This window comes from Kitasatospora sp. NPDC085879, assembly GCF_040686255.1.
Classification (GTDB): Bacteria; Actinomycetota; Actinomycetes; order Streptomycetales; family Streptomycetaceae; genus Kitasatospora.
Map to the genome: position 1 here is coordinate 1 of NZ_JBFBJZ010000052.1, position 14,372 is coordinate 14,372.

A 14,372-nucleotide genomic window follows, 5' to 3' on the forward strand; every position below is an offset into this window, starting at 1 on the left:
CTCGGACAACGTGATCGACACGGCAGAAGGCCCAGGATGTGACACTCGAAAAGGGTAGCAACTTACCCTCGTGATTTGCGGCGCAAGACACTAGTAGGACCGCGGGAGGCCGAGGGTGTGCTGGGCGACGTAGTTGAGGATCATCTCGCGGCTGACCGGGGCGACCCGGCCGACCCGGGTGACGGTGAGCAGTGAGGCGAGGCCGTACTCCTGGGTGAGGCCGTTGCCGCCGAGGGTCTGGACGGCCTGGTCGACGGCCCGGCAGGCGGCCTCGCCGGCCGCGTACTTGGCCATGTTGGCGGCCTCTCCGGCGGCGGGGTCGTCGCCGGTGTCGTACAGGTGGGCGGCCTTCTGGGTCATCAGCCGGGCGAGTTCGACCTCGATGGCGCACTGGGCGAGCGGGTGCGCGATGCCCTGGTGGGCGCCGATCGGGGTGTCCCAGACGGTGCGGGTGCGGGCGTAGTCGACGGCGGTGTCCAGGGCGCGGCGGGCGGCGCCGATGGAGAACGCGGCCGTCATGATCCGCTCGGGGTTGAGGCCGGCGAAGAGCTGGAGGAGCCCGGCGTCCTCGTCGCCGACCAGGGCGTCGGCGGGCAGCCGGACGTCGTCCAGGAAGACCTGGAACTGCTTCTCGGCGGCGACCAGCTCCATCGGGATCGCCCGGTACTCGAAGCCGGGGGTGTCCCGCGGGACGACGAACAGGGAGGGCCGCAGCCGGCCGGTGCGGGCGTCCTCGGTGCGGGCGACGAAGAGCACGGCGTCGGCGTGGTCGATACCGGAGATGAAGACCTTGCGGCCGGTGAGCAGCCAGTCCTCGCCGTCGCGGCGGGCGACGGTGGAGATCCGGTGGGAGTTGGAGCCGGCGTCCGGTTCGGTGATGCCGAAGGCCATCCGGCGGGTGCCGTCGGCGAGGCCTGGCAGCCAGCGGCGGCGCTGCTCCTCGGTGCCGTACCGGGCGATGACGGTGCCGCAGATGGCGGGCGAGACGACGAGCATCAGCAGCGGGCAGCCGCCCGCGCCCAGCTCTTCGAGGACGATGGCGAGCTCGGTGATGCCGGCGCCCCCGCCGCCGTACTCGGCGGGCAGGTTGACGCCCAGGTAGCCGAGCTTGCCGGCCTCGGCCCACAGTTCGTCGGCGTACTCGCCGGCGCGGGCCTTGGCCTGGAACCAGGCGGGGCCGAAGCGGGCGGCGAGGTCGGCGACGGCCCGGCGCAGGGCCTGCTGTTCGGGGGTCTCGACGAGGGTGCCTGCGGTGGTGCGCGGTGCGGACATGCGGCGTCCTTCCGGGCGGTGAGGGTGGGTACGGCGTTCGACAAACAGGCGGTCAGGCGGTCAGGCGGTCAGGCGGTCAGGCGGTCAGGCGGGCTGGACGACCGCGAGGACGGCCCCGGGCTCGACCTGCTGGCCGGGGGCGACGCGGAGTTCGGTGAGCAGCCCGTCGGCGGGCGCGGTGACCTGGTGCTCCATCTTCATCGCCTCCAGCCAGAGCAGCGGCTGTCCGGCGGTGACGGTGTCGCCGGGGGCGGCGGCGGTGCGGACGACGATGCCGGGCATGGGGGCGAGCAGCGCGCCGGGGTCGGTGCGCTGCAAGGGGTCGGGGAAGCGGTCGAGCGCGGTGAGGGCGGTGGCGCCGTGCGGGCCGTCGACCCAGACGGCGGTGCCGTGGGCGGCGATGTGGAAGGTCTGCCGGAGGGTGCCGGTCTCCAGGACGACCAGGTCGGGGGCGGAGGCGAGGAGCCGGGTGCCGGGGTGGCCCTCGGCGTCCAGGCCGGCCCGGCCGATCCGGTAGCGGACCTCCCATTCGCCGCCGTCGGCGGCCCGGTACCGCTTGACCTGCGGCTGGGAGGGCAGGTTGCGCCAGCCGGAGGGCAGTGCGGTGCGGCGGGCGGCGGCGTCGGCGAGCGCGGCGGCGAGGGCGGCGAGCGGGGTGTCCTTGCCGTCGGGGGCGGTGAGGTCGGCGGCGTGTTCGGTGAGGAATCCGGTGTGCAGCCGGCCGTCCAGGAAGGCGGGGTGGCGCAGCGCGCGGACGAGCAGCTCGCGGTTGGTGGCGGGGCCGTGGACGCGGGCGCGGGCGAGGGCGTCGGCGAGCCGGCGGGCGGCGGCGGCGCGGGTGGGTGCCCAGGCGACGGCCTTGGCCAGCATGGCGTCGTAGTGCACGGTGACGGTGGTGCCGTCGGTGACGCCGGAGTCGAGGCGCAGCCCGGCGGGGGCGGCGGCGGTGGCGAACTCGGTGTGCGGGTGGGCGAGGGTGAGGCGGTGCAGGGTGCCGGTCTGCGGCTGCCAGTCGCGGGCCGGGTCCTCGGCGTAGAGCCGGGCCTCGATGGCGTGGCCGGTGGTGGCGGGCGGCTCGGCGGGCAGGGCGTCGCCCTCGGCGACGGCGATCTGCAGGGCGACCAGGTCGAGGCCGGTGACGCATTCGGTGACGGGGTGTTCGACCTGGAGGCGCGTGTTCATCTCCAGGAAGGCGAGCCGGCCGTCGGGGGCGAGCAGGAATTCGGCGGTGCCGGCGCCGACGTAGCCGATGGCCTTCGCCGCGTCGACGGCGGCCCGGTGCAGGTCCGCGCGCTGCCGGTCGGTGAGGCCGGGTGCGGGCGCCTCCTCGATCACCTTCTGGTGGCGGCGCTGCAGCGAGCAGTCGCGGTCGCCGACGGCCCACACGGTGCCGTGGGTGTCGGCCATCAGCTGGACTTCGACGTGCCGCCCGGTGGGCAGGTAGGGCTCGCAGAAGACCTCGTCGGAGCCGAACGCGGAGAGTGCCTCGGCGCGGGCGGCGGCGAGGGCGGCGGGCAGCTCGGCGAGGTCGCGGACGATCCGCATGCCGCGTCCGCCGCCGCCGGCCGCGGCTTTGACGAGCAGCGGCAGGTCGGCCTCGGTCGGGTGCTCGCCGACGGTGAGGACGGGCACCCCGGCCTCGGCCATCAGCCGTTTGGCGCCGGTCTTGGAGCCCATGGCGGCGATCGCGGCGGGCGGCGGGCCGATCCAGGTGAGGCCGGCGTCGAGGACGGCCTGCGCGAAGTCGGCGTTCTCGGAGAGGAAGCCGTAGCCGGGGTGGACGGCGTCGGCGCCGGCGGCGCGGGCGGCGTCGATCAGCAGGTCGGCGCGGAGGTAGGTGTCGGCGGGGGCGGCGCCGGGCAGCCGGACGGCGGTGTCGGCCTCCCGGACGTGCGGGGCGCCGGCGTCCGGGTCGGAGTGCACGGCGACGGTGGCGATGCCGAGGTCCCGGCAGGTGCGGAAGATCCGCCGGGCGATCTCGCCGCGGTTGGCGACCAGCAGAGAGGTGATCACGTGGGTCCGTTCCTCCACAAGGAGCTACATCCGGAAGACGCCGTAGCCGCGGGCGCCCTCGACGGGGCCGCTGTGCACGGCGGAGAGGCAGAGTCCGAGCACCGTCCTGGTGTCCCGCGGGTCGATGACGCCGTCGTCGTAGAGCCGTCCGGAGAGGAAGGCGGGCAGCGACTCGGCCTCGATCTGCTGCTCGACCATGGCGCGGATCGCCGCGTCGGCGTCCTCGTCGTACGGGGTGCCCTTGGCGGCGGCGGACTGCCGGGCGACGATGGACAGCACCCCGGCGAGCTGCTGCGGGCCCATCACGGCGGACTTGGCGCTCGGCCAGGCGAACAGGAAGCGCGGCTCGTAGGCCCGGCCGCACATGCCGTAGTGCCCGGCTCCGTAGGAGGCGCCCATCAGCACGGACAGGTGCGGGACGCGGGAGTTCGCGACCGCGTTGATCATCATGGCGCCGTGCTTGATGATGCCGCCCTGCTCGTAGGCCTCGCCGACCATGTAGCCGGTGGTGTTGTGCAGGAAGAGCAGCGGGATGTCGCGCTGGTTGGCGAGCTGGATGAACTGGGCGGCCTTCTGCGACTCGGCGCTGAAGAGCACGCCCTGGGCGTTGGCGAGGATGCCGACGGGGTAGCCGTGCACGGTGGCCCAGCCGGTGGCGAGGCTCGGCCCGTACAGCGGTTTGAACTCGTCGAAGTCGGAGCCGTCGACGATCCGGGCGATCACCTCGCGCGGGTCGAAGGGCACCCGCAGGTCGCCGGGGACGATGCCGAGCAGCTCCTCCTCGTCGTACTTCGGCGGTTCGGCGGCCAGGTCGGGCAGCGGGCCGCGGCGCTGCCAGTGCAGGCGTTTGACGATCCGGCGGGCGATCCGGCAGGCGTCGGGTTCGTCCTCGGCGACGTGGTCGGCGAGGCCGGAGGTGCGGGCGTGCATGTCGGCGCCGCCGAGCCGTTCCTCGTCTGCCTCCTCGCCGGTGGCCATCTTCACCAGCGGCGGCCCGCCGAGGAAGACCTTGGCGCGCTCCCGCACCAGCACGGTGTGGTCGGACATGCCGGGCACGTAGGCGCCGCCGGCGGTGGAGTTGCCGAAGACCACGGCGACGGTCGGGATGCCGACGGCGGAGAGCCGGGTGAGGTCGCGGAAGAGCGCCCCGCCGGGGATGAAGATCTCCTTCTGGCTGGGCAGGTCGGCGCCGCCGGACTCGACGAGGTTCACCAGCGGCAGCCGGTTGTGCAGGGCGATCTCGTTGGCCCGCAGCGCCTTCTTCAGCGTCCACGGGTTGCTGGCGCCGCCGCGCACGGTCGGGTCGTTGGCGGTGATGACGCAGACCGTGCCCTCGATCACGCCGATGCCGGTGACCAGGGCGGCGCCGACGGGGTAGTCGCTTCCCCAGGCGGCGAGCGGGGAGAGCTCCAGGAACGGCGAGTCCTGGTCGAGCAGCAGCTCGATCCGCTCGCGGGCGAGCAGCTTGCCGCGGCCGCGGTGCCGTTCGACGTAGCGGGGTCCGCCACCGGCGAGCGCCTTGGTGTGCTCGGCGTCGAGGGCGGCGAGCTTCGCCAGCATCGCGTCCCGGTGGGCGGTGTGCTCGGCGCCGCCGGGGTCGAGGCGGGTGGGGAGGACGGTCACAGGAGGGCCTCCGGGATGTCGAGGTGCCGGGAGCGCAGCCACTCCCCCAGCGCCTTGGCCTGCGGGTCGAAGCGGGCCTGCGCGGCGACTCCCTCGCCGAGCAGTCCGGCGACGGTGAAGTTGACGGCGCGCAGATTGGGCAGCAGGTGCCGTTCCACCGTCAGGCCAGCGGTCTCGGGGAGCAGTCGGCGCAGCAGGTCGGTGGTGAGGGCGTGGGCGAGCCAGCGCCAGCCGTCCTCGGTGCGGGCCCAGACGCCGAGGTTGGCGTCGCCGCCCTTGTCGCCGCTGCGGGCGCCGGCGACCACTCCGAGCGGGGCGCGGCGGGTGGGCCCGGCGGGCAGCGGTTCGGGCAGCGGCGGTTCGGCGAGCGGCTCCAGCGGGCGGGTGCGGTCGGGCGCCGGGACGGCGAGGCGGGTGCCGTCGGGCAGCACCGCGGTGTGCGGGACGCCGCGCCGGTCGGTGTACGCGGTCTCGAAGACGCCGTACGGGGTGCCGGGGCCGGGTGGCGCGGTGAGGTGGAAGCCGGGGTAGCCGGCCAGGCCGAGTTCGACGGCGGCGGCGCCGACGGCCCGGCCGACGGTCCGCTCGTCCGGGTCGCGGACGGTGAGGCGGAGCAGCGCGGAGGCGCTCTCCTCGGTGTCGGCGTCCTGGTGGTCGGTGCGGGCGAGGGTCCAGCGCAGTTCGGCCGGTCGCCGGGCGAGCGCGCCCTCGAACTGGCGGCGCACCAGATCGGCCTTGGCCTCGATGTCGAGGCCGGTGAGGACGAAGACGATTTCGTTGCGGTGGCCGCCGAGCCGGTTGAGGCCGACCTTGAGGTCGGGTGGCGGGGCCTCGCCGCGCACCCCTTCGACGAGCACCCGGTCGGGGCTCTGTTGGGCGAGCCGGACGGTGTCCAGGCGGGCCGTCACATCCGGTCCGGCGTAGCGGGGTCCGGCGGTCTCGTAGAGCAGTTGGGCGGTGACGGTCTCGACGGTGACGGCGCCGCCGGTGCCGGGGTGTTTGGTGATGACGCTGCTGCCGTCGGCGTGGATCTCGGCGAGCGGGAAGCCGGGGCGCGGGTCGGTGCCGGGGCCGAGGTGCTCGCGGAAGAAGGCGTAGTTGCCGCCGGTGGCCTGGGCGCCGCACTCGAGGACGTGGCCGGCGACGACGGCCCCGGCGAGCGCGTCGAGGTCGTCCGGGCCCCAGCCGAAGTGGGCCATGGCGGGGCCGGTGACGAGGGCGGCGTCGGTGACCCGGCCGGTGACGACGATGTCGGCGCCGCCGCGCAGGCAGGCGGCGATGCCGGCCCCGCCGAGGTAGGCGTTGGCGGCGAGCAGACCGGGCCGGGGGCCGAACTCCGCGGCGCGGGCGAGCAGGTCGTCGCCGAGGACGTGGCCGACGCGCAGCGTGAGGCCCTGCTTGGCGGCGAGTTCGGCGACCGCCTCGGCGAGCCGGGCGGGGTTGAGGCCGCCGGCGTTGACGACGAGTTTGACGCCCCGTTCGGCGGCGAGGGCGAGGCACTGTTCGGCCTGCCGCAGGAAGGTCTTGGCGTAGCCGAGGCCCGGGTCCTTGAGCCGGTCCCGGGCGAGGATGAGCATGGTCAGTTCGGCGAGGTAGTCGCCGGTCAGCACGTCCAGCGGTCCGCCGGTGAGCATCTCCTCGAACGCGGCGAACCGGTCGCCGTAGAACCCGGACGCGTTGCCGATCCGCAGCATGCCCGCCTCCCCTGCTCTGGTCGTGCAGCAGCCTGGCAGCGGCCCATGAATAAATCAAGCATGCATGCTTGTTTTTCTCCGCGACCCGTCCGGGCGGGGGCGCCGCGGCGGAACGGTTCGTCCGGCGAGGGACGGCGCCGTACGGGGGTGGTGCGGGCCCGAATCCGACGACCCGTCACAGCCCGTAACCAGCAGCGGGGGTGTCGGTACCGCCGATGGCCCAGTGTTCGTGAAGATTCCCACCCGGGCGGAGGAACCTCGCGCGCGCCCGGAGGACCGTTTCGTCTCGCCGTGCCAAGACTGGGTGGTGGGCACCGCCCTGCCGGCGAGCCGCCGGCCCGGCGCCCGGGTTCCACCCAGGAACGTCCCCTCCCGAATTGGAGAAGACCGTGAAGGACATCCGCAGGGCTCTCGCGCTGGCCGGCGCCGCCGGTGCTCTCGTGCTCGGCACCGCCGGTGTGGCCAACGCAGACGCGAGCGCCGTCGGCACGGCCACCGACTCCCCGGGCCTGCTGTCCGGCAACGTGGTTCAGGTCCCGATCCACATTCCCGTCAACGTCTGCGGGAACAGCATCAACCTGATCGGCCTGCTGAACCCGACGTCCGGCAACGTCTGCACCAACAGCTGAGCCTCGCGCACGGGTGCCCCCGGCGCGGCCCGAACAAGGGCCGTCCCGGGGGCACCGCCGCGAGTGCGGGCCGGCGGTCCGTCAGGCCTGCGCCTCGATCTGCGCCACCACGTGCTCGCACAGCTCGTGGGTGCGCAGTGCGTCCCGCGCGGAGAGCACCTTGCCGGCCCGGACGGACTCCAGGAAGGACAGCACGGTCTGCTCGATGCCGCGCTGGCGGGCGACCGACACCCAGTCGCCGCGGCGGCGGACGGTCGGCTGGCCGCGGAAGTCGACCACCTCGGCGAGGTTGATGACGCTCCGCTTGGAGTCGCCGCCGGAGACCTCCAGCACCTCCTCGGTGGCGCCGCTCATCCGGTTCATGATGCCGAGCGCGGTGAAGCCCTGGCCGGCCAGGGTGAGCACGACGTGCTCCATCAGCCCGTCGCGGCTGCGCGAGCGGACGTCCACGTGCTCGATCTCGCCGGGCACCAGGAAGCGCAGGGTGTCGACCACATGGATGAAGTCGTCGAAGACGGCGGTGCGGGCGGCCTCCGGCAGCCCCTCGCGGTGCTTCTGAAGCACGATCAGATCGCGCGGGCGCTCCATGGCGAGCAGGTAGCCGGGGGCGTGGCGGCGGTTGAAGCCGACCAGCAGCGAGCGGCCGGACTGCTCGGCCAGGTCGACCAGCCGGCGGGCACCGTCCAGGGTGTGGTCCAGCGGCTTGTCCACGTACACGTCGACACCCGCGGTGAGCAGCTGCTCGACGATCGGCACGTGCTGGCTGGTGGCGGCGTGCACGAAGGCGGCGCGGATGCCGCTGTCGATGACCTCGCCGAGGTCGGTGTAGCGGTGCCGGATCCGGTAGGCGTCGCCGAGGCGGTCCAGCTTGGCGCGGTCACGGGTCATCAGCCGCAGGTCGAGGCCGGGCTGGGCGGTGAGCACCGGGAGGTAGGCCTTCTGGGCGATGTCACCGAGTCCGATCACCGCCACCGGCAGGGGTGCGGCATCGATGTCGTGGTCGTGGCTCACGTGCTCTCCTGCTGAGGGTGTGGTGGCCCCCGGGGGTGGCCCGGGGGCCTGGCCGCCCAGCAGCATATGCCAGCCATGCCGTTGAGCAGTGCGGATGCGGAAGATCCGGTCCGACGGACCGTCGGACCGGCCCCTGGCGGCGCCTCGGCGCGCCGGTACCGTGGGAGACAGGAGAGGAGGCAGCAAGATGGCCGAGCGCATGGTCGAGGCGGACGGCGTCGAGCTGTGCACCGAGTCCTTCGGCGACCCGTCGGATCCGCCCGTCCTGCTCGTCATGGGCACCGGGGCCTCGATGCTCTGGTGGGAGGAGGGCTTCTGCCGGATGCTCGCCGAGGGCGGGCGCTTCGTGATCCGCTACGACCACCGCGACACGGGCCGCTCGACCACCTACGAGCCGGGCCGCCCCGGCTACACCGGCGCGGACCTGGTCGCCGACGCCGCCCGGGTGCTCGACGGCCACGGGATCCCGGCCGCGCACGTCGTGGGTGTCTCGGCCGGCGGGGCACTGGCGCAGCTGCTCGCGCTCGACGACCCCGCCCGCGTCCTCTCCCTCGTCCTGATCAGCACCACCTCGGCCGTGCCCGGCGGCACCGGCGGACTCCCGCCGCCGACCGAGGAGTTCATGGCCTTCGTCTCGACCGCGGACGCCGACCCGTCCGGCGCCGACGCGGTGGTCGACCACCAGGTGGCCTACGCCCGCCTGCTCGCAGGCGGGCGGCGCCCGTTCGACGAGGCCGCCGCCCGCAGCCTCGTCCGCCGCGACGTCGAGCGCGCGCACGACATCGCCGCGGCCCGCAACCACGACGTGCTCGCGGAGGGCGAGCACACCCGGGCACCGCTGTCCTCGATCACGGTGCCCACGTTGGTGATCCACGGAACCGCCGACCCGATGTTCCCGCTCCCCCATGGCCAGGCCCTCGCGGAACGGATCCCCGGGGCCCGGCTGCTGGCCCTGGAGGACGCCGGCCACGGGGTCGACCGCGCCGACCGGGCAACGGTCGTCCGCGCGATCCTCGACCACACCGCTGCCGGCAGCGGCGGCCGGACCGCCGGGTGACGCACCCGATGAGCGTTCCCCGGCTCGGCACTCGGGCCCCGGCATTCAGGCCCGGAGGAACCGGAGGACCGCCAGCACCCGCCGGTGGGTCTCCTCGGCCGGGGGCAGGTCCAGCTTCATCAGGATGTTGCCGATGTGCTTGCCGACGGCCGCCTCGGAGACCACCAGCTCGCGGCAGATCGCCGCGTTGGACCTGCCCTCGGCCATCAGCGCCAGCACCTCGCGCTCACGCGGGGTCAGCCGTTCCAGGGGATCGCGTCGGCGCCGCAGCAGGTGGCGCACCACCTCCGGGTCCACCACGGTACCGCCGGCCGCCACCGTTGCGACCGCCGCGAGGAACTCCTCGACCTGCCCGATCCGGTCCTTCAGCAGGTACCCCACACCGGATCCGTCCCCGGAGTCCAGCAGCTCGGCGGCGTACGAGCGCTGCACGTACTGGCTGAGCACCAGCACCGGGAGGCCCGGACGCCCGGCACGCAGCGCGACGGCGGCGCGCAGGCCCTCGTCGGTCTGGCCGGGCGGCATCCGGACGTCGGTGATGACGATGTCCGGCCCGTGCGCGTCGACGGCCGCGCTCAGCGCGTCAGCGTCCCCGACCGCGGCAACCACCCGGTGGCCGAAGCGGTCCAACAGGCCGAGCAGGCCCTCGCGCAGAAGCACGCTGTCCTCGGCGAGCACCACGCGGAGCGGCCTCACGGGCTGTCCGGGGCGCACGGCAGGTCCGGGGTACGCGGGCTGATCGGGGTGCGCGGGCCGATCGGGGTGCACGGGATCTCCACACGCAGCAGGGTCGGGCCTCCGCGCGGGCTGCTCACCGTCAGCGTCCCGTCGACGACGGAGACCCGGTCGGCCAGCCCGGTGAGGCCGGTGCCGCCCGCCGGATCGGCCCCGCCGCATCCGTCGTCCGACACCTCGATGGTCAACAGTCCGTCAGCGTACCGCCCGTCGACCCGGGCGGAGCGGGCACCGCTGTGCTTGGCGATGTTCGCCAGCGCCTCGGCCACCGCGAACCAGCCGGCCGACTCGACCGCGGCCGGCAGCCGCCCGGGCAGTGCGAAGGCGACGTCGACCGGCACCGGCGACCGGTCGGCGGTGTCCGCACAGGCATCCGGCAGGCCCCGGTCGGCGAGCACCCGCGGATGGATGCCGTTGATCAACTCTCGTAGCTCGGACAGCACTTCGCCCGCCTCGCGGTGCGCCTGGGCCAGCCGGGCCGCGAGCGGGCTGCCGGGCTGCGCGTCCAGCCTGGCGAGTCCGAGCGTCATCGCCAGGGCGACCAGGCGCTGTTGGGCGCCGTCGTGCAGATCCCGCTCGATCCGACGCCGTTCCGCCTCGAAGGCGTCCACCAACCGGGCACGCGAGCTGACCAGTTCACCGATCCGCAGCTCGTGGCCGCCCGGCGCCAGCACCGCCCGGACGAGTGCGGCCCGCCCCGCCGCCACCGCGGTCAGCGGATAGGCGAGCAGCGCCGCCGCCAGCACCCCGCCGAGCCCCAACACCCCTGCCAGGTAAGGGGAGTGAACCTGCCAGAGTTTGAGGACGTTCACCTGTTCGCCGTCCAGCAGGAGCAGGGGCAGCGCCGCCACCAGGTACCCGGGCACCGCGAGTGCGCAGCCCGCGACGACCAGGTCGATCGGCCACAGGACGAAGGCGGCGAGCGCGGCGAAACCCAGCTCCCGCCAGGTGGCCCGCTCGCGGTAGCGCAGCCGCAGCCAGGCCGAGAGCCCGGGGCGGGCCGGCAGCAGGTGCGGGCCGGGCACCGGCGCACCGTCCAACAGCGCTACCAGCCGCCGTTCCCACGCCGCGAACGGCACTCCGACCAGGCCCAGTCCCAGCAGCAGCGGCAGCCCGACCAGCAGCACGGCGAGCACCCCGGCGACCGTCACCGCCAGCAACAGCCCCGCGCAGAGCAGCAGCCCGGCCGTCCCGGAGGCGAGCAGATAGCCGGCCGCCCGCCAGGGCAGCGCGCCGCGCAGAAATCCGGGCCGGGCCCACGCCTCCCACAGCGCCCCGCCCCGCCCGTCCGCGTCCATCCGTCGCCTCTCCCCCGTCCCGGTATCCGCCCCACCCTAGGCCGCCCCGGCGGCCTGCACGGTAGGGCTGGGCCTACCCCGGAAGGTGGGCCCTGGCCTGCTGATCCGGCCCGGCGCCGCCGGTTGGCTGGGCGGCATGACAATGATGCGGATCGCGCTCAGGTCGCTGAGGGTGCGTTGGGTGTCGCTGCTGGGTGCGTTCACGGCCCTGGCGCTCGGAGTGGCCATGACGGCGGTGATGCTGCTCGGTCTGGCCACCGCGATGTCCTGGCCCGGCGGCGGCGAGGCCATGGTGTCGCTGGTCGCCGCGCTCGGCACGGCCGGCGGGGTGAGCGCCTTCGTCTCGGCGTTCGTCGTCGCCTCGACCTTCTCCTACGCCGTCGCCCAGCGCCGTCGTGAGCTCGGCCTGCTGCGGCTGGCCGGCGCCACCCGGGCCCAGGTGCGGCGTGCGGTGCTGGCCGAGGCGGTCGTGCTCGGTGCCGTCGCCTCGGCCGCCGGGTGCGCGCTGGGCCGGCTCGGCGCGCCAGGGATGGTGCGGTGGCTGGCGGACGTCGGGATGGCCCCGGCCGGGTTCACCGTCGAGCGAGGGATCTGGCCGCTGGTCGCCGCGTTCTGGACCGGCCTGCTGGTCGCCCTCGGCGGCGTCGCCGTCGCCGCCCGCCGCGCCGGGCGTCTCGGCCCGCTGGACGCGCTGCGCAGCGCCGACCTGGACACCGGCGTGATGACCGCCGGGCGCTGGTTCTGGGGCCTCGGGCTGCTGACGGCGGCGGCCGGGCTGATCGGCTCGGCACTGCTGACGAACCCCGTCGACCTGCTGCACCGCAAGACCTACACCGTCCAGCCGATGGTGCTCGTCTCCGCCTGCGGACTGCTCGCGCCGGTCCTCGCCCGGCCGCTGCTGCGCCTGCTCGGCCGGCTGCCGGCCCGGCTGTCCCGCTGGTCGGGCCGCCTGATGCGGGAGAACGCCGCCGCCGCGCTGCGCCGCACCGGGGCGATCGCCGCGCCGGTGCTGGTGTCGGTGGCCCTGACCGGATCGCTGGCGGGCGCGCTGGACACGGTGAGTGCCTCCCGGACGGCCGAGGCCCGGGCACGGACCGCCGCCGACTTCGTCCTCACACCCGGTGCGTGCCGCCCCGGGCTGGTCGAGGCTCTGCAGGCCGTTCCCGGGGCTGTCGTCTCCCCCACCGGGCCGACCCGGCTCGCGGTGGTCGAGGCGGACGGCACCACGGTCCGCTCCGAGGCGCGGACGGCCGATCCCGGCGGGCTGGCCGGCGTCGCCCGGCTGCCGGTGGTGACCGGATCGGTGGCCGCACTGACCGACGACGGCATCGTCCTGCCGCTGGAGTGGGGCCACCGGGCCGTCGGCGACCCGGTGCCGGTCGTGCTCGCGGACGGCCACCGGGTGACCCTGAAGGTCGCCGCCGTGCTGCGGGACGGACTCGGCGACAACGGCCTGTACGTGACCGCGCGCAACGCACCGGGATCCCGGGTGGACCGCATCGACGTCCGGGCCGCCGCCGGGGCGGACCGGGTCGCACTGGAGGCGCGACTGCGCGCCGCGGCCGCCGGGTTCGGCGCCCGGGTCGACACCCGCGAGCAGTGGCTTGCCGCCACCGCCCCCGCCAACGGCCGGATCGCTTGGCTGCGGACCGTGCTGGTGCTGGGCCTCGCCCTGACGTACACCGGCATCGCGCTCGCCAACATCCTCGCGATGGCGACCGCCGACCGCCGCCGGGAACTCGCCCTGCTGCGCCTCACCGGCGCCACCCGGGCGCAGGTGGTCGGGCTGGTGGCCGGCGAGTCGCTGCTCGTGGTGGCGGTGGGCGCACTGCTGGGCTGCGCGGTGGCGGCCGTCCAACTCGGGGCGATGAACGGCGCGCTGGCCCTGCTCGGCAGCCCCCCGCCGCTGGTGCTGCCGTGGCGGCCGGTCGGCGCGGTGACCGGCGCCTGCCTCCTGCTGACCGCCCCCTGCGCGGCCCTGGCCGCCCTCTGGTCCCTGCGCCGGCGCCCGGTGGAGGCGGCGCGGGACTGACGAGGGGCGAGTCCGGGCAACCGGGCCGGGCCGGCCGGCCGTTCACCCCGGCGCCGGTGGGCCCGGGGTGAACGGTCTGCGCGTCAGTGGCTGTCGAGGCCCCGGGCGGCGGCGGTGAGGGCGGTCAGCACGGGGGCGATCAGCGGGTGGTGTTCGGCGCCGGCGCGGACGGCGGCGAAGACCTTGCGGGTGGCGAGTTCGGTGTCCACCGGGCGGACGGCCACCGCGGTGAGGTCGGCGCCGCGCAGCGCGGAGCGCGGAACCAGTGCGACGCCGGCCCCCGCCGAGGCGAGGGCGATCACCGCACGGAAGTCGTCCGAGGAGTGCAGCAGCCGGGGCTGGAACCCGGCGTGCTCGCAGGCGAGCAGCACCACGTCGTGGCAGGGGTTGCCGGGGTACGGCCCGATCCACGGCTCGGCGGCCAGGTCGGCGACGGCGACCGGGCCCTCCCCGGCGGCCAGCCGGTGGCCGAGCGGCAGCACGGCGCGGAACGGCTCGGCGTACAGCGGGACGCGGGTCAGCCGCTGGTCGTCCGCGCGCGGCGCACCACGGTACTCGACGGCGACGGCGATGTCGGCCTGGCCGTCCAGCAGCATCGGCAGGCTGGCGTCGCCCTCGGCGTCCAGGACCTTCAGCCGGACACCGGGGGCGGCGGCGGCCAGCTCGGCGATCGCCGGGGCCAGGACGAGTGCGATGCCGGTGGCGAAGGCGGCGACGGTGACCTCTCCGGCGACGCCCGCGCTGTAGGCGGCGAGGTCGGCCTCGGCCCGCTCCAGCTGGGCGAGCACCGCGTCCGCGTGGCCGAGCAGGATCTCGCCTGCCGCGGTGAGCCGCACCCCGCGACCGTCCCTGGCCAGCAGGTGGTGGCCGGTCTCCTGCTCCAGCGCGGCGAGCTGCTGCGAGACGGCGGAGGGGGTGAGGTACAGCGCGGCCGCGGCGGCCGTCACGGTCCGGTGGTCGGCCACGGCCCGCAGGGTCCGCAGCCGTCGTGCGTCGATCACGGCTCAA

At 75.1% G+C, this 14,372-nt stretch carries 11 protein-coding genes; 3 read left to right on the forward strand and 8 right to left on the reverse strand.

Going from position 1 to position 14,372, the window contains the following annotated elements; all coding sequences use genetic code 11:
* Positions 1 to 90: 90 nt before the first annotated feature.
* From AB0P35_RS30465 to AB0P35_RS30480, 4 genes are all read right to left on the reverse strand, one after another.
* Complete coding sequence (locus AB0P35_RS30465) at positions 91 to 1,272, reverse strand: acyl-CoA dehydrogenase (RefSeq protein WP_095871423.1); 1,182 nt, start codon at positions 1,270 to 1,272, stop codon at positions 91 to 93.
* 84 nt (positions 1,273 to 1,356) lie between these two features.
* The gene (locus tag AB0P35_RS30470; RefSeq protein WP_363517138.1) at positions 1,357 to 3,285 is read right to left on the reverse strand and encodes a biotin carboxylase N-terminal domain-containing protein; all 1,929 of its coding nucleotides are present in this window, start codon (positions 3,283 to 3,285) and stop codon (positions 1,357 to 1,359) included.
* A 24-nt stretch (positions 3,286 to 3,309) separates the two neighbouring features.
* On the reverse strand, positions 3,310 to 4,908 hold the full coding sequence (locus AB0P35_RS30475; protein ID WP_363517141.1) for a carboxyl transferase domain-containing protein: 1,599 nt from the start codon (positions 4,906 to 4,908) through the stop codon (positions 3,310 to 3,312).
* Positions 4,905 to 6,602 (reverse strand): acyclic terpene utilization AtuA family protein, encoded by a 1,698-nt coding sequence (locus AB0P35_RS30480; RefSeq protein ID WP_363517144.1) that lies wholly within the window; start codon positions 6,600 to 6,602, stop codon positions 4,905 to 4,907. Before AB0P35_RS30480 ends, AB0P35_RS30475 begins: the two co-directional genes overlap by 4 nt.
* A 389-nt stretch (positions 6,603 to 6,991) precedes the next feature.
* On the opposite strand from AB0P35_RS30480, the gene AB0P35_RS30485 reads away from it, so the two are divergent.
* Positions 6,992 to 7,231, forward strand: a complete 240-nt coding sequence (locus AB0P35_RS30485; protein WP_363517253.1) for a chaplin — start codon at positions 6,992 to 6,994, stop codon at positions 7,229 to 7,231.
* 81 nt (positions 7,232 to 7,312) lie between these two features.
* Here the strand turns inward: AB0P35_RS30485 and AB0P35_RS30490 are convergent, their stop codons facing one another.
* On the reverse strand, positions 7,313 to 8,209 hold the full coding sequence (locus AB0P35_RS30490; protein ID WP_363517256.1) for a Gfo/Idh/MocA family oxidoreductase: 897 nt from the start codon (positions 8,207 to 8,209) through the stop codon (positions 7,313 to 7,315).
* A 220-nt stretch (positions 8,210 to 8,429) separates the two neighbouring features.
* Here AB0P35_RS30490 and AB0P35_RS30495 point away from each other — a divergent pair, with 220 nt between their 5' ends.
* On the forward strand, positions 8,430 to 9,299 hold the full coding sequence (locus tag AB0P35_RS30495; RefSeq protein ID WP_363517147.1) for an alpha/beta fold hydrolase: 870 nt from the start codon (positions 8,430 to 8,432) through the stop codon (positions 9,297 to 9,299).
* 45 nt (positions 9,300 to 9,344) lie between these two features.
* Here AB0P35_RS30495 and AB0P35_RS30500 read toward each other — a convergent pair whose 3' ends face one another.
* Both AB0P35_RS30500 and AB0P35_RS30505 read right to left on the reverse strand, forming a co-directional pair.
* On the reverse strand, positions 9,345 to 9,977 hold the full coding sequence (locus tag AB0P35_RS30500) for a response regulator transcription factor (RefSeq protein WP_095875215.1): 633 nt from the start codon (positions 9,975 to 9,977) through the stop codon (positions 9,345 to 9,347).
* Positions 9,978 to 9,991: 14 nt separating this feature from the next.
* Complete coding sequence (locus AB0P35_RS30505) at positions 9,992 to 11,332, reverse strand: sensor domain-containing protein (RefSeq protein ID WP_363517150.1); 1,341 nt, start codon at positions 11,330 to 11,332, stop codon at positions 9,992 to 9,994.
* Positions 11,333 to 11,513: 181 nt separating this feature from the next.
* On the opposite strand from AB0P35_RS30505, the gene AB0P35_RS30510 reads away from it, so the two are divergent.
* Positions 11,514 to 13,364: an ABC transporter permease gene (locus AB0P35_RS30510; RefSeq protein WP_363517153.1), complete on the forward strand. Its 1,851-nt coding sequence runs from the start codon at positions 11,514 to 11,516 to the stop codon at positions 13,362 to 13,364.
* Between the two features lie 83 nt (positions 13,365 to 13,447).
* On the opposite strand, the gene AB0P35_RS30515 is transcribed toward AB0P35_RS30510, so the two are convergent.
* Positions 13,448 to 14,365 (reverse strand): LysR family transcriptional regulator, encoded by a 918-nt coding sequence (locus AB0P35_RS30515; protein WP_363517156.1) that lies wholly within the window; start codon positions 14,363 to 14,365, stop codon positions 13,448 to 13,450.
* Positions 14,366 to 14,372 lie beyond the last annotated feature (7 nt).